We start from the raw sequence: 16,893 nt of genomic DNA, 5'->3' as shown, positions 1-16,893 counted from the left end.
GTTTGACTAAATAAGATTATTAGAGAGGTCTTTCATTAAGTTTCCGAACTTACTGGAGGCCTCTTTTTTTACGTTCTTTGTCATGTGGGCGTAGATGTCCATAGTTGTATTTATATCGCTATGTCCTAAGCGTTCTTGTATTTCCTTTATGTGTACGTTCGCTTCAATTAATAATGAAGTGTGGGTGTGTCTGAATGAATGGGGCGTAATTCGTTTCTGTATTGATGTTCTTTTTAGAAGCCGCTGCAATCTATTTGATATGGTCTTAATCGTTTTGGGATAGCCTTCATTAGTTGCGAAGATAAAACCGTTATCATGATAGAACTCTTTATTGGCAACGGTTATTTTTTCTTGTTCTTGTCTGTATTCAGAGAGCAGATCCACTACCACAGAATCGATTGTAAGAGTGCGAACCGAACTTTCTGTTTTGGGTGTGAGCAATTGATAACTCAACTTGTTATTAGTTGGATTGTAGCATGTCTTATACACACGCAAAGTTTGATTAGTGAAATCAATATCAGTCCATTTTAAAGCAATTAATTCACCAACTCGCAATCCTGTATAAGCCAGCATAGTAAATGTTAATAGATCGCCTTCCAAACCTTCATTCTTTGCCACTAACAAGAATTCTTCCAATTCCTCTTTCTCAAGAAACTTCTCATTGATACTATCCTTTTCGAGATCAGCCACAGTCTTTTTCTTTTTAGGCAACTTCACATCTTTTGATGGTGCTTCTTTAATCATTTTGTTTTCATGGGCATATATAAAAACCATATTTGCAGAGGTATGAATACTGGAAACATAATTAGGGCTGAATCGGCTTGATAGATCATCTATCAAGTCTTGATAAGCCTTCTTTGTTATTTTCTGAATTAACGTCTGGCCGAATTCGTCCACAATATGAGTTAATGCAATGCGCCTGGCTCTATGGCTGCTTTCTTTTGCACCTTGTGATAGGTAGTGCTTCAACCAGTCATTACAAAGCGTTTCAAAGTTGATGGCGGACGGTTGTACATATTCGCCGCTGTGAAATTGTCTTTCAAACAGCGCAGCGGCAAGTTGTGCGTCTTTCTTTGTTAGAAACCCCGACTTACTAGCCTGTTTATCCTTCCCAGTGACAGCGTCCTTTCCGGCATAGGCACGGTATGCCCATTTGGTACCGCGTTTATAGATGTATGCCATTTAATCGCCCTTCTTGTTTACATTCTCTATTAATGAATTGATTTCATTTAATAAGGGTTCGGTACCCCAGTGTGAAGGACCGTGATAAAGCAGAAAAGCTGTTTTAGTCATGATGCTGGCTACAGTTTTACTATCTTCATTAGATAATCTTTGATCAGGATCTAATGTAAATACTTTACCTAATGCGATTTCGGTGTTCAGTTTATTGATACTTACTTCATCATCTTTTTCCAGTGTTAGAGCGGCATTTAGGTTTTCCCAATCATCCGTAGAAATTTCTTTATCTTCTCCAAAATAACCCGAAAGCCTCAATAGCTCTTTGTAAGGTACATCAAGTCCTTTTGCCAATGCGCTTAAGAATTCAAAAGACGGTTTTTTCTTTTTATCGTTTTCTACCATTGAAATATAAGCACCTGAATAGCCAATTTTTTTACTTAATCCTTGTAAAGTCAATTCTCTTTGCTCTCTCTTCTTTTTTATATATTCACCCAAACTATATACATTCATTAAATTTAGCCCCCTTCATTTAAGTTTATTAACTCAATATTAACACAAAGTTTAACTGTAGTAAATTTTTTCAGTTAAAACGTTGTAATTTAAATTTGTGCATGCTATAGTTTAACTAGGGTTAATTAACTGAAGTTAAAAAGGGGTGAAAAAATGGATCGTATGAAAGAAATTCGAGTTCGCAAAGGGATGAAACAGAAAGACATTGCTCTAGAAGCGGGATTAAGTAAAGCTTCTATATCTCTTTATGAGAACTCTAAAGGTAATCCCTCCATGAACAGTGCGTTTAAGGTTGCAAGGGCGTTAGGTGTCACTGTTGACGATCTATTCAGTGGGGGAGGTGAAGATAATTGCTAAACATCGAAGTCAATGAAGAAACGGTAAAAGCTATGTTGGAACAGGCTATTCAAGAACGTGTGGAAGAGTTGGCCAAGCAACGCTATTTCATGACATATGCCGAACTGGCCGAATACCTGAATATTAGCAAGCCGGTTATTGAAGATCGTTTAATAAAAAATGGCTTGAAATTTTACAAGGTAGGTACTAAATACCTTTTCAAACAAAATGAGGTTGATGAGTTTTTGGACGATATGACAGCCAGCATGACAGCCACAAACAATGACATTAAGTTTTTCAACCGTCTTAATGCTGAAAGGGGTGATCCACAGTGAAGGATTTTCTGAATGTATTAACTGGAACGGATTCACCAGAAGCAAATACGCTGGCAATTAATATTTTTTATGGCGGTTTAACGGTTATCACTTTTATTCTAGCGATTACTTTATAAACCGAGTTAGATTCAAAATGAATTGAAGAAATGAAGGGAGATCAAACAAATGGAAGAGAATATCGACAAGTTAGCAATACACATTGAGACGACAGAGGGTATCCACATGCTTTTACAGGACGTGTTAGAGGATTTTACCGTTGCATCTATGTCAGTGGATTCAGAGCAACGTCACTATGAAGCGAGAGCGAAGCTATCTACTCTTATCACGCTTATGGGATATACGTTGAAAGATTTAAACGATGAACAACAAAATATCAGTGATATTAATAGGGGGAAAAAATAATGACAAAACTAAAAGAGGCAGCATTTGAATTAGATTATATTAAAGGTGGTTTTCTTCTAAACGGTCAACTTCTAGGAGATCTAGCAAACGAACTGGGAGACTTATCACAGGATGTGAATGAAACAAAGAGAGAGAACGCGATTCTTGATTGGGACCGGGTACAGCGCAGAATTAGATTGCTTCATACAATCGCGACACAAGCAGCCGATCAGTACAGTCGTGACTATGATGAACTTGACAAGAATGTATCAATGGTTATCCGGGAAGTACAGAAGCCGGAAGTGGTAGTTGTAAAAACAAAAAAAGCCTAAATTCCTTTGCAGAGGAATAGGCACAGAACAAATATTCATTGCCTCTATTTTAACACAATAGAGGCAGATTTACAACGGATGGGGGTGAAGGTTTGCAAGAAATTTCAGAAATACAAAAACAAGCATTTCCAATAGAACTTTTAGAACGTAATCAATGGGTGTTGTGGAAGCTGCAACCGGTAATTGACGAAAAGACAGGGCAAAAAAAGCTTGATAAACATAGTGGAGAACCACAATTTACGAAAGTTCCATATCAAACGGATGGACAGAAAGCTGCTTCTACTAATCCGCAGACATGGACGGGTTATGACAACGCAATACAGCACTCGCAGGATTATAACGGCGTAGGTTTTGTTTTAACAGATGCAGACCCCTATTCAGTTATCGACCTTGACGATTGCATTATAAATGGCAAATTGAAGCCGGAAGCTAAAACGTTAGTTGATACGCTCGATTCTTACACGGAATACAGCCAAAGCGGTAACGGCCTTCACATATTCTTAAAAGGGAAGAAGCCTGGTAAGCGTTCGAAAAACACGGAAAAAGGCTTTGAATTATATGATAGCGAACGTTTCTTAGTAATGACTGGAAACCGACTGGAAGGCACGCCAGCCGAGATACACGAGCGTCAGGACATGCTGAACTATATCTATGATATGTACTTTTCACAGCCGGAAAAAGAACAGCAGGCGATCAGGCAAACGAATTTAGAGCCTTCTCCTGCATTATCGGATGAAGAAGTAATAAAACTTGCGTCCAGGGCGAAAAATGGCGAAAACTTCAAAGCTTTATTGAAGGGTGACGGTTCAGGATATGGCAGTGAAAGCGAAGCGGATCTTGCTCTTTGCAACCACATTGCTTTCTATACACAAGATGCTGAACAAATTGACCGTATCTTCACCAGTAGTGGCTCGTACCGTGAGAAGTGGGATCGTGCCGATTATAAAGCGTGGACAATTCAGAAGGCGATTGACGGGTTAAATGCAACCTTTCAGAAGAAGAACTTCCGATTAGTTGTAGAAGATAATAAAAAAGATTCGGCTCACAATAACCTTCAAAGAATCTTGCAAGAAAGACGTTTTGAAGAAATAGCGAAAATGCAAGAGGAATGGGAGTTAAACGGTAAGCAAGGTAGGAAACCTTCTATATTAAGCCCGGTACGATGTGCCGTAATCTTGCCCGAATATATCAGTTTTGTTCTATTCGACTTTGAAGAGAATACGAGGCTGGCCATGTACCAGGCAGACGAAGGGATCTATACCCGAAACGTATCACTCATTAAACGAGTCATTTCATGGCTGGAGCCGCAGCTGAACAGCTCGAAAGCGGAAGATGTCATTTATCACTTGACCAATAAAGCGGATATAAAGGAGAAAACAGAATCCAGATACTTAATTCCTGTGCAGAACGGCGTGTTCAACTTGAAAACTAAGCAGCTCGAACCGTTCACCCCGGATTACGTTTTCACCACCAAAATATCCACAATGTATACAGAGAATCCTTCTCTTCCAGTCATTGACGGGTGGAATGTGGAAGCGTGGCTACGATCCATAGCGTGCGGAGATGATCAAATCACCCACTTATTATGGCAAGTAATGAACGATTCATTGAATGGGAACTACACCCGGAAGAAAGCCATCTTCCTAGTAGGCGATGGGAACAATGGTAAAGGGACGTTCCAGGAACTCATTATCAACTTAATCGGCGTTCAGAATATCGCCAGTTTGAAAGTGAATGAATTCGATGAACGTTTTAAATTGAGTTCGCTTGAAGGAAAGACCGCAGTTATCGGTGATGATGTACCGGTAAACGTCTATATAGATGATAGTTCAAACTTTAACAGTGTAGTTACTGGGGATCGTGTGCAAGTCGAATTTAAAAACAAGCCGCTATATAGCACAGCTTTTCGATGCAGTGTGATCCAGTCGACGAATGGTATGCCCAAGTTCCGTAACAAAACGAATGGAACAATTAGACGAATTATCATTGTTCCATTCAATGCAAATTTTAACGGCAGCGTGGAGAACTTCAAAATCAAGGATGAATATATCCGTGATGAAAGAGTGCTGCAATACGTATTGCATAAAGCGATCCACATGGACTTTGAGAGGTTCGATGTACCAGCTGCTTCTGAACGTGAACTAGAAGTGTTCAAGCAGGACAATGACCCGGTATTAGATTTCAAGCTATCGGTATTTGATGAGTGGAATATGGATGAAGTTCCGAAATACATGGTCTACGAGTTTTATAAAAAGTTCTGTGAAAGAAACGGATATAAAGCTTCTTCAGATAGACAATTTCACAAGCAATTTAAAGTCCATTTAGGAAAATCATGGGTAGATTCTTCAAGTAGATTTGATTTGGAATATCTGCAGATTGGATTGGGAGACTTGGAGAAGATGGGAATATTTGTGCGAGACTCGAGAACGCCGGATAGTTCTTATAAGAAATTGGATGAAGTGTAATCCTGTAATCGTAATGTAATCGTAAATCGGCATTACGATTACAGCTATAAACGTTTACATGTAGCGGTTAAACGGTACTTTGTAATCGTGTAATCGTAAATCTTCAACTTTTAGAAAATAAATTAAGTATAAGAATATGAGTGTAATCACTAGTTATTAATAGAGAAACAAAAAAGTCGATTACAGGATTACAGGATTACAAAACGCAGTTAAAGACTGTGGCTATAAGGTTTATGCCTGTAATCGTACTTCTCTTTCTCGATTACACTTCGATTACACTCGATTACAAAAAAAGATGGAGGAATGAAAATGACATATGATCCTAACAAGATAGTTCAGATTATACCTGCACCTCAACACTGGAAGTCAGTTTACCTTTCGAGTGATAAAGAAAAAATACACATGCCTATTGTGTGTATAGCTTTAACGGCTGACGGGGATGTAATACTGCTAGATATGGATGGTAGCGGATATATAGAACCGGTAACTTCCTACCAAGTAATCTATGACGAGCTGTAACTGACGTTTATTCGTCAGTCTCGTTCAGTCCCAAAAACACAACAAGGAGCGGATAAAATGAACAATTACGAAATCATCATTGAAGAATTCCATAATCAGCACGCAGCAAATAAAGGCGTAAATGAATTTATTCAGGAATGCACAGAAGGCAACGCGGAAATTTTGGATATCACCAGTCACATCACGGTAGATCCAGACGGAAATAACACGTATGTATTTATCTACAAGGTATCCCAAGATTAATAAAATTCTAAAAGCAAGAGGATGTGAAGCTTATGAAAGAAATACACTGCATGGACTGCAATAAAGTAGTAGTTCGGCTTATGAATGTTAAACAAACACTCAATATAAAACCAACTTTGATATGTGATTCATGTGGACATAAACGATGTAACAACGAAATCACATATGCTACTCTTCCAAGGAGGAACTCAAATGGTCAAAGGTGAAGAGTTTCAATATCGTTCAGGCAATGCAGTCAGAACTAGTTACGCGAAGCCGTATGATGTGCCTCTCATCTCCAATTTACCGCGGGATGAAATTACTTGTGCATTTTGTAGACGTGATCTAACAAATACCGTTCAGTATTTTATTATAAGCGTGTATGAGCGTCCAAATGTTTATGAAGATAAAACGGTGTGCTTGAGTTGTCAGCAAGGTAAGCCGAGTACTCCAGAACCTACGAACAATACACCAACACATTTGAAAGGAGAGTGAAAGTATGAATAAACGTAATCAGGCACAACCGTCCCAGCAACAACGAAAAGATCCCTGGCTCTATCCGGAAACAGGCGATGAATGGGCGCGAGAGATAGACGAAACAAACAGACTAGCAGCAGAAAGACAAAACGAAATCAATATACAATCTACATCCCGGGCGAAGTAATAGTAAGTATGGCCAAGTCAATCAATAAAACGAACAGAAAACATAAAACTAGATCAGAAAAGGATGAATTATTTATGACGACATTAATCAATTCAAAAGAAACGTTGGATCACATCAATAAAATTATTAATGAAACTTCAACAAGCAAAGATCTCACAGAAGAGGGAAAAGCGAAAAAGTATAAAGAAATTGACAATGAGCTTACGCGCTTACTGAAAGCATGGAACGAAGAATTCACTAGCTCAATTGAAAGTCAAAGAGAGAAATTACAAGAAGAGGCGGATAAGCTTCGAGAGAAAGTTCTAGATCGTGACCTATCGTTAGATGAAATTACGAAACTCACTTATCAAGCGAAAGTTATGCTTAGCCGATTAGCTGCTGAAGGAAAAGATGGTGAAGGATTCATTAAGATTCTTCAGGACTTTGTGGATGCTGGAACCGATCATAACCGTCAGGCGTTTGTTGATAATTATATCACCTTCGTTGAACTGACAGATACATTCGATCATGAAGGGAAAGATATTTTATTTAGCTATTATGTTCGTGCAAAAGGGAAATTACAAAGCCCTGAACAAAAAGCGCTTGAAGCAAAATTCACTGAAATCACCCAGCTGAATTCTAGAAGACCAGTAAGTCTTGAGGCGGCAGAGAGAAGAGTCCGAGACATGAGAAGTGTATACGCAAATCAACTTTGGCAGGCAACAGGTGACACGGATGTGTGGTGATTCAGGCAGAAATATGTCAAGTAAAAACACTTTACATTATATATTATGTAAACTAGGGGGCGGAATAATATGTTAGATGAACGAAGATTGATGTTGATTGATGAACTGGTCAAAGGAGAACGTACACGCGCTGATATAGCGGAACATATCGGGATTAGTCGGCAAGCTTTGTACAATTGGATTAAAGAGCCAGATGTTGTTGCGGAGCTTGACGAACGATTACAATCAATAAAAAGTTTTGCAGAGAAGAATCTTCAAACAAAAGTAGATTCAGCGATATCTAATCTGCTCGTATTATCCAATGATAATAGTAACAAGCGTGTGCAGGCCCAGGTGAATATGTATATCGTTGATAGAGCACTAGGCAAGCCAACATCTAAGATAGACCTGGAGGCTGGACTGAAACAAGCGACTCCAACAACTGTGGATGTGCTCCAATCTGAATTTGAAGAGTTCGATGAATTCGAGAAGTAATGAAATAAGACCCTTACACATTGTGCAAGGGTCTTATTTCATCATAGCGATGCGCGTTAATAATAAACGTGTCGTGTATGTCTAAAAGTCTTAACTTATAGACAACTCATAGGAATACTCGTTTTACATATCAATACACGGCTTTACATCGTCTAAAAGATAGTCTATAATAATGTGTATAGAACATCTAGGACTTCTAGACAAAGGAGATGGTTGTAATGTTGGTAGGATATGCACGAGTATCAACGACAGGGCAAAGCTATGAAACGCAAAAAGAATTATTGGAAGCAGAAGGCTGCACAAAGATATTTGTTGAGAAGGTCACGGGAACGAGTACCGCACAAAGGAAAGAATTGAAGGCGATGATCCAGCACGTACGAGAAGGTGATACTGTCATCGTAACAAAGATTGACCGCCTGGCGCGCTCCATACTGGACTTGAATAAAATCGTTACAGAACTGATTGAGAATGGTGTGAACGTGCGTTTCATAAGCGAGAGCATAGAGTTTAAAGCAGATGGTAATGCCAACAGTCTTCAGACATTGCTATTCAACATGCTGGGAAGTTTTGCGCAGTTTGAGAGGGATATGATTGTAGAACGCACCACAGAGGGCAGAGAGAGAGCTAAGCGCCAAGGTAAGCATTTAGGTAGACCATCACAACCAAAGAGCAATGTGACGCATGCACTGGAGCTGTACGATCAGCGCGAGACAAATGGGTTGAGTGTATCGGATATAGTGAAGACTACTGGTGTCCCCAGATCCACTATCTATAATGAGATCAAGAAGAGATCATAGCCCCTACCATCTACCCTGCTACCCTGCTACCCTGCTACCTATCATACCCCCACACATATCAGGAGCTATGTCTATGCCGTACACAGAGCAAGCCCAGCTCCTGCATATGTCCATAAGAAACAAAGCAGAAGGATATACAACAAATAATCATCACAGATAATTAATCCTTTTCAATTGCTATCTAATGGAGATGATCGGACAAAGGCCAGCGAGTGTATAGGCGCGACGAGTCAATCGTCCAATGATCCAGCACACTCGGTGAGTTATAAAGAAGTAATCAAGTTGCAGTTCTGAAGTATTTATAGATAATGACTAACGGTGTGACGAGAAAAATTTGTAATCATTCAGTGTTCAATTCTTTTCGCTGCTTAAAAATGATAGGGGGGCTGTTAATTTTGAGAAAAAATAAAATAGCGGTTGGTCACCCCGACAAAATTATACAATATTTTTCAAGTCTTCATAAGTTGGACAATTCTAACAACGATTGATATAGGGGTATTTTTAATGTTATAATATACGTATGCGGGTATGTGTATATAGTAGAGATTTTCAAGTGATGATAAATAAAATAATGGTCATTTAATAAAATAAAACTTAGTAGAAGAAAATGAGGTGAGTCAATGAGTTATGTATTAGGCGCTATCCTAGAACTAAAAGACAAGGCATTCACATCAGGCGTGAAAGAATCGGCAAGCGCTACAGGGAAATTGCGGGACGAGTTAGACAGAACAGGGAACTCCGGTTCAGCTTTCGGAAGCGGTCTTAAAAAAGCGGGTAAAACGGCAGCTATCGGAATCGCGGCTATCGGCACAGCGTCCATTGCAGCAGGAACCGCTGCATTTGCTATGACTAAGAAGGTAACAGATGGTTTTGACCATGTAGCGAAAACGTCCAGAAAAATGGGCGTATCTTCAGACTTTTATCAAGAGATGGATTACTGGGCAGGTCAAAACGGTGTGTCCCAGAACAATATGGAAAAGTCCATGCAACGACTGAATCAGCGCGTTGGCGAAGCGCGGTCTGGTAACGACAAGTATTCAGGCGCATTGAAATCTCTAGGCGTAGACATGAATGCTGTGAAAGACGGTACTCTCTCCACGGAAGACGCTATGTCTCAATCGATATCCGCGTTATCCAAAATGACGAATGAACAAGATAAAGCAGCTCTTGCTTCTGAATTGTTTGGCACAAAGTTGGCTCAAGAATTGATGCCAGCCATTCAAGATGGATCGTTATCGATGAAAGATGCCAAAAAGAACGCAAAAGAACTAGGTTTTGTTATTGGTGAAGATACACTGGGAGCCGCAGAAAAATTTAACGACACCTGGGACGATCTGACAAGGGGTGTGCAAGCTTTCGGGGTAAAAGCGATTGCCGGGATGATGCCCTTCTTTCAGGGGGTCATGGAATTCGCCACAGACAAACTACCAGCAGCACAAGCCATGTTTACGACCGTTTTCGATGGAATCGGAACTGCTATCGGCTGGCTGGGCGATAAAGGGACGTATGTATTTAACGCTATAAAAGATGCCGTGATGGATAATCAGCCAGCTTTAGAGTCGGTAAAGAGTTATTATACAAAGCTTTGGGAAAAGACTCAGGACTTATATGATGCAGCTAAGCCTTTGTTCACCTGGATGGGCGAAGAGGGTATTCCGATAGTTGTAGATGCATTGGCAGATCTAGTGGAAGGTGCATTCGATGTTTACAATGTCATTATTGATAATTGGTCCAAGATTGAGCCGTTCGTGATTGGTATTGCTACCGCTTTCGGTGTTTGGAAGCTTGCAACCATGGCCCAATCTGCAGTAACTGGAATTGCGGCTGCAAAGCAATGGCTATTAAATGCAGCTATGACCGCCAACCCTGTAGGTTTAGTTATTACAGCGTTTGGTATTCTGATCGGTGTGGGAATTTTAGTTTATAAAAACTGGGATAAAATCAAAGCAGCTGCAGTCAGCCTATGGAAAACAACAAAGGAAAAATTCGCATCGATGAAAGAAAATATTCTGACAGCAATGCAACCTGTCTTGGACTTCTTCGGAAAGCTAAAAGATAAATGGGATGACTTTAAAAGCTCTGTCAGTAATTTTAAAATGCCGAAGATAGGAATACCAAAAGTATTCGGTGGTGATGGGTTAATCCAAGGCTCCCACGCTACTGGTTTACGCAGAGTGCCGTACGACGGGTATGTGGCAGAACTGCATAAGGACGAACAAATATTACCTAAGTCTGAAGCAGAACGTTACCGAAAAAGTAAAGGGAATGTCGTAGAAAACACTACTTCTGCAACAACTATTAACAAGAATAAATATGTTTCTGAGATGCCTAAATATGAAGCCGTACTCCCTAGACCTAAAGCTGAAAGTTATCGGGGGAACGGTGTAATAAATAACAATACTTCTGCAACAACTACTACCAAGAATGAAAGCAAATGGTCAATAAATATTGCAAAGTTGGCAGATCACATTGTAGTAAAAGAAGAATCTGATATTGATAAAATAACAACAATGCTCGTTAAAAAATTAGAAGCTGTAGATTTCAATATGGTATAGGAGGTAGTTTTAAATGGAGATTTGGTTGTTCACCTAGTCAACCAATATCATAAGGTTTGCCTTACACTTTTTTAACGCTTGTTCATAAGTACGCGATCTCTTTTGACCGTGTACTTTTTTTGTATGGGGGGATCAGCATGAATTGATTTTTCTTTTTTGAGTAACCAAAACCTTCGAACTAGTCGAACGACGAGCTCGGGTGAATCTCCCACAATTCCACAAAACAAATAGCGGACATCAGAATAAAAGGAGAGGTAACTACTCCCCTTTATCCCATCTACTAATAACAAAATCCTGTACGGTATCTTGTAGCTTTTCCGCGCCTACTTTTACTTCATCTACAAGGTAGGAGAGTAGGGTAGGCCACGACATACGTTCATCATATGGGTTGCCTGCATTAATGTATTTTAGTACCTTCTTTAATTCCTTCATTCTCTTTTCATCCACATTTGCTTCTATATATCTTTTTACAAATTCATTTACAAACTCCACATCTCGTATCGTCGCTTCTAGCAGTAATGCGCAAGCTTTAGAAACTGAACTGCCCATTGAGTAGGCGATACCTTCTAAATCGCTGTACATGCCTTGCGTCACTCGTGTGGATATCCTGACAGTCTTACCGGTAGCTGATTGCCTGTTAATTGTTACACGTTGATTGTCTCCCATATATAATGAGTTGCCGATCCTCACATCACGAATAAAGTGTTTTGATAGGTGGTCCATTGGCTTTTTGCGTTGACTACCTTCTATTAAGATATCCGCGATCACATCTTTAATGGGTGTCTCCGTTATAAATGCCAGGCGATATATGCAATCACGTAACTCCAAGCTGACAGTCGGGTTGATACTACGCTTTTTATCGCTTCTTACCTTCCTCTCCCCCACTCTCTCATCCCTTCATTTGACGGTTTAGCCTCACCACACTGTGATTGTGTGGCAGCCATAACTCATGATATGCCGCGGTAGGGGAGAGGTATGCTCACTTTTTAGGTTTAGGCTTCTTGCGTACTGGGATGCTGTACTTTTCCGAGTTTTTAATCATGGCTGCCGCTAATTTAGATGTGTCTTTTTTGGTCATTGTCTTCACTCCTTAAATAGAGTGTGGACGGTTTAGGTATATTTTATACAGCAACGACATAAGATTTATTACAAGCGCAATACAAAGCACCTGGATGTATTACCGGCGTACTACAAACGTCCAGATTTATTACATGCGTAATACATGGGGAGGTTTTATTATTGAGTAAACTAATATTGGGTATCGATGCAGGTAATCACAAAGCTAAGGTTGCGGGTCCATATGGTACAGATTCTTACCGCACTGCAATATGCGATTGGTTTGAAAGAAACATTGTGGAGAGCCACGGTGACGATGATATGGAGTTCGATATTAATGGAAGGAAAGGTTTTGCCGGATCGATTGCCGTCTATGAAGATGAGTTTGGGGGCGGCTCCATGTTTGGAGATACTAAGGCGCATGAAGATACGAAGATCCGCGTACTGCTCGCCATCTACCGATACGGTAAAAAGTACGGCATTGATATAACGGATGTTAGTCTGGTCACTGGACAGCCGATTGTCTCCCACAAGAGTGCAGACAAACAACGTATACAAGATATGCTCACAGGACAACACAGCTTTACCGTCAATGGCGATAACGTAACTTTTAATATAGTTGAAGTTGCTGTAGGTGCAGAAGGTTCAGGTGCGTTTTGGTGTGTGCCAGAAGGTGGACTAAAACGAATCATTGATATAGGAAGTGGAACGGTTAATGCAGCGACGATCAACAATAAAAAGTATATAAATAACGCCAGCGATACATTTAATTTCGGAATGGAAACGGTCAACAATAAAGAAGACCTGGCATCAGTAGCGCGAGGTGTAATCCGAAGTACAACTAAATTAAAGTGGGATCGTGTGGATAGCGTGTTGGTATGTGGAGGGATCGCGAAGGATATGCTGCCTTATGTCCAACAACATTATAGTAACGCGGAGCTGTTGCAACCTACACTGCAGGAGGGCAATCATGTGACTATATCCAGTCCAGTGTTTGCCAATGCCATTGGATTTTATAAATTAGCAAAGGGTGCGTTTGGATGACTCGAAAAGTTAAGACGATCAGTTTCAGTATGGTAAGTGAATACGATAGCCGATTACTGGAGTATGCAGAGCGAGCAGAGAGAGGGAGTTTTAGCAAGTATGTTAAGCGGCTGATCGATGATGATATGCGAGGTGGTCCACGTGTGGATGTGCCGATTGTAGAGGTAGCTTCTATAAGTGAACCAGTAAATGGTCCAATAGAAGATGAAGCGGATGCAATGAGTGGGTTTTTGTAAGTGTTGACAGTGCCGAGCACTTTACAACCAATTATTTAGTTCATGTTCATGCTTTGTTCATGTTCATGTTGAATGTCAGGCGTTTTTATTAATGGTTAATTTTTCACATCGTTGATTCTAAAGGGTTTGTTTGCCGTGTGATTGTGTATTTCAGGGGGTAATAGATGGGCGGCATGATGTAAGAAAGAAAGGAACCCTTTCATACTAGGGTTTTGTGTCATGCATCATCATTTTTGATGCCTAAAACTTATTTTTGATCATTATAAGGCTCGAGAGCTTCTCATTAGTTGACTAAACTTTTGAGAGGCCTTTTTTTGTTTTTCTTTTGTAATGTGTAAATAAACTTGTGTAGTCGTTTCATCATCCTTATGTCCTAACTAACATAGGGGGTTAGTAGAACTTAAGCTTGAAATTTAACGTGGTGTTTACTCCATTGAAAAGAGAGCCAATATGGACTATTTAACAGTATTATACAATCGCTGCTATCTGGAAAGTACCAAAAATGAGTGGCTTAAAAAAGCATCCTGGAACAATGAAAGCATCATATGCATCGCATGTGATATCGATAACTTTAAGCAAATTAATGATGAATACGGACATCTAGTGGGTGACGCTGTTATGAAGCAGATTAGTCAATACTGCTCAACGATTTTTAGAGAATCGGACTTAATGGGTCGATTTAGTGGAGACAAATTCGTCGTTATCCCGAAAGGCATTTCACTTGAGGGTGGGAAAAAGAAAGCCGAGCAGCTATCGGAAACGATTAAAAGTATAGAAGTGGAATACGAAGGAAAGTTCGTTTCAATCACCGCAAGTGTTGGGTTGGTCGATAACGCAAAAGGGAAAGTGTCGGATCTTAAGGAATTATTCAATTCCGCAGATATCGTACTCTGTTAGGCAAAAGAGACTGGAAAAAAACCAAGTTTGCGTTGTCGGTTAAAAAATGACTGCCCGTGAAATGGACCTAAAAATAGCCATCTCCGGCATGCATCTGGAGATGGCTGTTTTTATCAATCCTATTTACACTATTCCCTCTCAACCGGAACAGTCGCATCATGCAAATGTTTTCCAAGGTCGGCGTGGAAACTTGCTTTCTGCTCGTCACTCCAACCCAGCTCTTTACTCATCATTTCAAGGACGGGCACTTTCCACTCGTTCACCCATTGGATATCGAACAGTAATGCTCCCGTACGTCGCCAAAAAAAGTCGATGGGTGTACGGACGAATTCATCTGTGATTGAGTAAAGAACTTGCGCATATAGGTAGAGGGGCAGTCCAGAATCTTGCGCCGCCTGCTCATTTTTCTGTATTAAATCAAAAAGGATATCTACATTTGAGCCATACTTTTTCACGAGGGACTGCGCTCTTTCTTGGTCCAATCCGAGCTGTACGCCTTGTTTGATCTTCCGGTACATGAACGTTTCAAAGTTTCGGGAACCTCCGACGTGTCCGCCCGAAATGGGCATATTCTTCGTGCTGGACGGAGAAAATATTGTTCCTGTATCTGTTTTGAGTTTTGATGCGACGACATCTACAATCGTTTCCGCCATTTTTCGATAGCCCGTCAATTTGCCACCAGCAATTGTGATTAAGCCTGAAGCGGACGCCCAAATCTCATCTTTCCTTGAAACTTCGGATGCGCCTTTGCCTTTTTCATTGATCAAAGGCCGTAACCCAACCCAGCTGGATTCAATATCACTTGCTGAAATGGTCAACTTCGGAAAAATGAGTGCGATTGCGTCCATCAAATAATCGCGGTCGCTTACGGTCATTCGGGGATGAACCATATCCCCTTTGTAGTCAGTGTCTGTCGTCCCGACGTACGTTTTCCCGTCCCGTGGGATTGCCAACACCATCCGGCCATCTGGCGTGTCAAAGTAAACAATCTGATTCAAAGGGAATACACTTTGGTCGAAAACGAGATGAATGCCCTTCGTCAAACGAATTTCCCGTGCATCCAAGGAGTTGTCTTTCTCCCTCAATGTATCCACCCATGGACCGGCGGCGTTCACTATTGTTTTTGCGCGTATTTCACTAGTTTTGCCGCTCAATTGGTCAACTACGCTTACGCCTGCAACTTTTCCTTCATTGTAAATAAAATCGGTCACTTTTGTATAATTGAATACAGTCGCGCCTTGACTGACAGCTTCTTTCATCACTTCAATCGTCAGTCGGGCATCATCCGATCGGTATTCAACGAAACGGCCAGCCCCAAGTAACCCTTCAGCCCTGAGTTTAGGCTCCGCATGCAACGCTCTTTCTCTGGTCAACATGCTTTTTCGTTCTTCTTTTTTCACGCCCGCCAAAAAATCATAGACGCGTAAACCGATAGAGGTAGTGAATTTACCCATTGATCCGTCCTTATAAATCGGCAAAAGCAGCCACTCGGGCTTCGTCACATGGGGTCCATTTTCATAGACAACTGCCCGTTCCTTGCCTGTTTCCGCAACGATCTTCACTTCAAGGTTTTTCAGGTATCGCAAGCCGCCATGAATCATTTTTGTAGAACGGCTGGACGTCCCTGCAGCAAAATCCTGCATTTCCACAAGCACCGTTTTCATGCCACGGCTGGCAGCATCCAAGGCAATTCCAGCCCCCGTAATGCCGCCCCCGATGATTAATACATCAAATTCTTCTGCTTGTACTGTTGAAAGTACTTCACTTTTTAGTAACGCATTAGGATGTTCAGTCATTTTAGTTAAAGCCTCCACATATTTTATTCGTTCACTAATTATACTACAATTTAGATTACTAAATCTCTTGATTTACAAAACGTTTAGAAAATGCAATATGTGGTCAGTGTTTTAACTATTTGATGGGTTTCAATTAAATAGACAATGGGTAAAAGTCATGCTATAATTTCATATAACATTGTGCGAATCTAATGGTAATTAAAAATAATAAATATACTCTTATCAGGAGCAGGCGGAGGGAAAAGCCCGATGAAGCCCGGCAACCGACTCAATTGAGCACGGTGCTAATTCTTACAGCATTTATGCTGAAAGATAAGAAGTTGTGTGAAAAACCTCTTCTTAACTGAAGGGGTTTTTTTATCATCATAGA

The 16,893-nt window shown here is 40.5% G+C and carries 19 protein-coding genes and 1 riboswitch; of the genes, 15 read left to right on the top strand and 4 right to left on the bottom strand.

Going from position 1 to position 16,893, the window contains the following annotated elements; translation table 11 throughout:
• Positions 1-6: 6 nt before the first annotated feature.
• On the bottom strand, positions 7-1,182 hold the full coding sequence (locus tag SporoP32a_RS07450; RefSeq protein WP_085427332.1) for a site-specific integrase: 1,176 nt from the start codon (positions 1,180-1,182) through the stop codon (positions 7-9).
• Positions 1,183-1,689 carry a helix-turn-helix domain-containing protein gene (locus SporoP32a_RS07445; RefSeq protein WP_085427331.1) on the bottom strand — a complete coding sequence of 169 codons (507 nt, stop codon included), beginning with the start codon at positions 1,687-1,689 and terminating at the stop codon, positions 1,183-1,185. It lies immediately after the preceding gene.
• 153 nt (positions 1,690-1,842) lie between these two features.
• Here SporoP32a_RS07445 and SporoP32a_RS07440 point away from each other — a divergent pair, with 153 nt between their 5' ends.
• The 12 genes from SporoP32a_RS07440 to SporoP32a_RS07385 all read left to right on the top strand — a co-directional run bounded on the left by SporoP32a_RS07440 (position 1,843) and on the right by SporoP32a_RS07385 (position 11,494).
• On the top strand, positions 1,843-2,046 hold the full coding sequence (locus SporoP32a_RS07440) for a helix-turn-helix transcriptional regulator (RefSeq protein ID WP_085427330.1): 204 nt from the start codon (positions 1,843-1,845) through the stop codon (positions 2,044-2,046).
• Positions 2,040-2,360 carry a helix-turn-helix domain-containing protein gene (locus tag SporoP32a_RS07435; RefSeq protein WP_085427329.1) on the top strand — a complete coding sequence of 107 codons (321 nt, stop codon included), beginning with the start codon at positions 2,040-2,042 and terminating at the stop codon, positions 2,358-2,360. Before SporoP32a_RS07440 ends, SporoP32a_RS07435 begins: the two co-directional genes overlap by 7 nt.
• A 165-nt stretch (positions 2,361-2,525) precedes the next feature.
• Positions 2,526-2,762, top strand: a complete 237-nt coding sequence (locus tag SporoP32a_RS07430) for a hypothetical protein (protein WP_085427328.1) — start codon at positions 2,526-2,528, stop codon at positions 2,760-2,762.
• Positions 2,762-3,073, top strand: coding sequence for a hypothetical protein (locus SporoP32a_RS07425; protein ID WP_085427327.1), 312 nt, complete (start codon positions 2,762-2,764; stop codon positions 3,071-3,073). Before SporoP32a_RS07430 ends, SporoP32a_RS07425 begins: the two co-directional genes overlap by 1 nt.
• A 92-nt stretch (positions 3,074-3,165) precedes the next feature.
• Positions 3,166-5,538 (top strand): phage/plasmid primase, P4 family, encoded by a 2,373-nt coding sequence (locus SporoP32a_RS07420; RefSeq protein WP_232319610.1) that lies wholly within the window; start codon positions 3,166-3,168, stop codon positions 5,536-5,538.
• Between the two features lie 576 nt (positions 5,539-6,114).
• On the top strand, positions 6,115-6,300 hold the full coding sequence (locus tag SporoP32a_RS07410; RefSeq protein WP_085427325.1) for a hypothetical protein: 186 nt from the start codon (positions 6,115-6,117) through the stop codon (positions 6,298-6,300).
• Positions 6,301-6,492: 192 nt separating this feature from the next.
• A complete protein-coding gene (locus tag SporoP32a_RS07405; RefSeq protein WP_085427324.1) occupies positions 6,493-6,774 on the top strand; it encodes a hypothetical protein in 282 nt (93 codons plus the stop codon).
• A gap of 4 nt (positions 6,775-6,778) precedes the next feature.
• Entirely contained in the window at positions 6,779-6,943 is a 165-nt protein-coding gene (locus SporoP32a_RS16760) for a hypothetical protein (protein WP_157129948.1), read from the top strand.
• 74 nt (positions 6,944-7,017) lie between these two features.
• Entirely contained in the window at positions 7,018-7,668 is a 651-nt protein-coding gene (locus SporoP32a_RS07400) for a hypothetical protein (RefSeq protein WP_085427323.1), read from the top strand.
• A gap of 69 nt (positions 7,669-7,737) precedes the next feature.
• Complete coding sequence (locus SporoP32a_RS07395) at positions 7,738-8,142, top strand: helix-turn-helix domain-containing protein (RefSeq protein ID WP_085427322.1); 405 nt, start codon at positions 7,738-7,740, stop codon at positions 8,140-8,142.
• A gap of 218 nt (positions 8,143-8,360) precedes the next feature.
• A complete protein-coding gene (locus SporoP32a_RS07390) occupies positions 8,361-8,939 on the top strand; it encodes a recombinase family protein (protein WP_085427321.1) in 579 nt (192 codons plus the stop codon).
• A 620-nt stretch (positions 8,940-9,559) separates the two neighbouring features.
• Positions 9,560-11,494, top strand: coding sequence for a phage tail tape measure protein (locus SporoP32a_RS07385; protein ID WP_085427320.1), 1,935 nt, complete (start codon positions 9,560-9,562; stop codon positions 11,492-11,494).
• 258 nt (positions 11,495-11,752) lie between these two features.
• On the opposite strand, the gene SporoP32a_RS07380 is transcribed toward SporoP32a_RS07385, so the two are convergent.
• On the bottom strand, positions 11,753-12,379 hold the full coding sequence (locus SporoP32a_RS07380; protein WP_085427319.1) for a hypothetical protein: 627 nt from the start codon (positions 12,377-12,379) through the stop codon (positions 11,753-11,755).
• A gap of 354 nt (positions 12,380-12,733) precedes the next feature.
• Between SporoP32a_RS07380 and SporoP32a_RS07375 the strand changes: the two genes are divergently transcribed.
• The 3 genes from SporoP32a_RS07375 to SporoP32a_RS07365 all read left to right on the top strand — a co-directional run bounded on the left by SporoP32a_RS07375 (position 12,734) and on the right by SporoP32a_RS07365 (position 14,727).
• The gene (locus tag SporoP32a_RS07375; RefSeq protein WP_198166240.1) at positions 12,734-13,594 is read left to right on the top strand and encodes a ParM/StbA family protein; all 861 of its coding nucleotides are present in this window, start codon (positions 12,734-12,736) and stop codon (positions 13,592-13,594) included.
• Complete coding sequence (locus SporoP32a_RS07370; RefSeq protein ID WP_085427317.1) at positions 13,591-13,830, top strand: hypothetical protein; 240 nt, start codon at positions 13,591-13,593, stop codon at positions 13,828-13,830. Before SporoP32a_RS07375 ends, SporoP32a_RS07370 begins: the two co-directional genes overlap by 4 nt.
• 450 nt (positions 13,831-14,280) lie before the next feature.
• Entirely contained in the window at positions 14,281-14,727 is a 447-nt protein-coding gene (locus tag SporoP32a_RS07365; RefSeq protein WP_085427316.1) for a GGDEF domain-containing protein, read from the top strand.
• A 128-nt stretch (positions 14,728-14,855) separates the two neighbouring features.
• On the opposite strand, the gene SporoP32a_RS07360 is transcribed toward SporoP32a_RS07365, so the two are convergent.
• A complete protein-coding gene (locus SporoP32a_RS07360; protein WP_085427315.1) occupies positions 14,856-16,523 on the bottom strand; it encodes a glycerol-3-phosphate dehydrogenase/oxidase in 1,668 nt (555 codons plus the stop codon).
• A gap of 216 nt (positions 16,524-16,739) precedes the next feature.
• Positions 16,740-16,842: riboswitch (SAM riboswitch) on the top strand.
• Positions 16,843-16,893 lie beyond the last annotated feature (51 nt).

Origin of the sequence: Sporosarcina ureae (assembly GCF_002109325.1) — a bacterium.
Lineage (GTDB): Bacteria > Bacillota > Bacilli > Bacillales_A > Planococcaceae > Sporosarcina > Sporosarcina ureae_C.
This window is presented reverse-complemented; position numbering and strand designations above follow the sequence as displayed.

Coding starts and splice junctions, on each gene's coding strand:
- SporoP32a_RS07450 (WP_085427332.1), bottom strand. CDS start 1,182: ATGGCATACATCTATAAACGCGGTACCAAATGGGCATACCGTGCCTAT.
- SporoP32a_RS07445 (WP_085427331.1), bottom strand. CDS start 1,689: ATGAATGTATATAGTTTGGGTGAATATATAAAAAAGAAGAGAGAGCAA.
- SporoP32a_RS07440 (WP_085427330.1), top strand. CDS start 1,843: ATGGATCGTATGAAAGAAATTCGAGTTCGCAAAGGGATGAAACAGAAA.
- SporoP32a_RS07430 (WP_085427328.1), top strand. CDS start 2,526: ATGGAAGAGAATATCGACAAGTTAGCAATACACATTGAGACGACAGAG.
- SporoP32a_RS07425 (WP_085427327.1), top strand. CDS start 2,762: ATGACAAAACTAAAAGAGGCAGCATTTGAATTAGATTATATTAAAGGT.
- SporoP32a_RS07410 (WP_085427325.1), top strand. CDS start 6,115: ATGAACAATTACGAAATCATCATTGAAGAATTCCATAATCAGCACGCA.
- SporoP32a_RS07405 (WP_085427324.1), top strand. CDS start 6,493: ATGGTCAAAGGTGAAGAGTTTCAATATCGTTCAGGCAATGCAGTCAGA.
- SporoP32a_RS16760 (WP_157129948.1), top strand. CDS start 6,779: ATGAATAAACGTAATCAGGCACAACCGTCCCAGCAACAACGAAAAGAT.
- SporoP32a_RS07400 (WP_085427323.1), top strand. CDS start 7,018: ATGACGACATTAATCAATTCAAAAGAAACGTTGGATCACATCAATAAA.
- SporoP32a_RS07395 (WP_085427322.1), top strand. CDS start 7,738: ATGTTAGATGAACGAAGATTGATGTTGATTGATGAACTGGTCAAAGGA.
- SporoP32a_RS07390 (WP_085427321.1), top strand. CDS start 8,361: ATGTTGGTAGGATATGCACGAGTATCAACGACAGGGCAAAGCTATGAA.
- SporoP32a_RS07385 (WP_085427320.1), top strand. CDS start 9,560: ATGAGTTATGTATTAGGCGCTATCCTAGAACTAAAAGACAAGGCATTC.
- SporoP32a_RS07370 (WP_085427317.1), top strand. CDS start 13,591: ATGACTCGAAAAGTTAAGACGATCAGTTTCAGTATGGTAAGTGAATAC.
- SporoP32a_RS07365 (WP_085427316.1), top strand. CDS start 14,281: ATGGACTATTTAACAGTATTATACAATCGCTGCTATCTGGAAAGTACC.
- SporoP32a_RS07360 (WP_085427315.1), bottom strand. CDS start 16,523: ATGACTGAACATCCTAATGCGTTACTAAAAAGTGAAGTACTTTCAACA.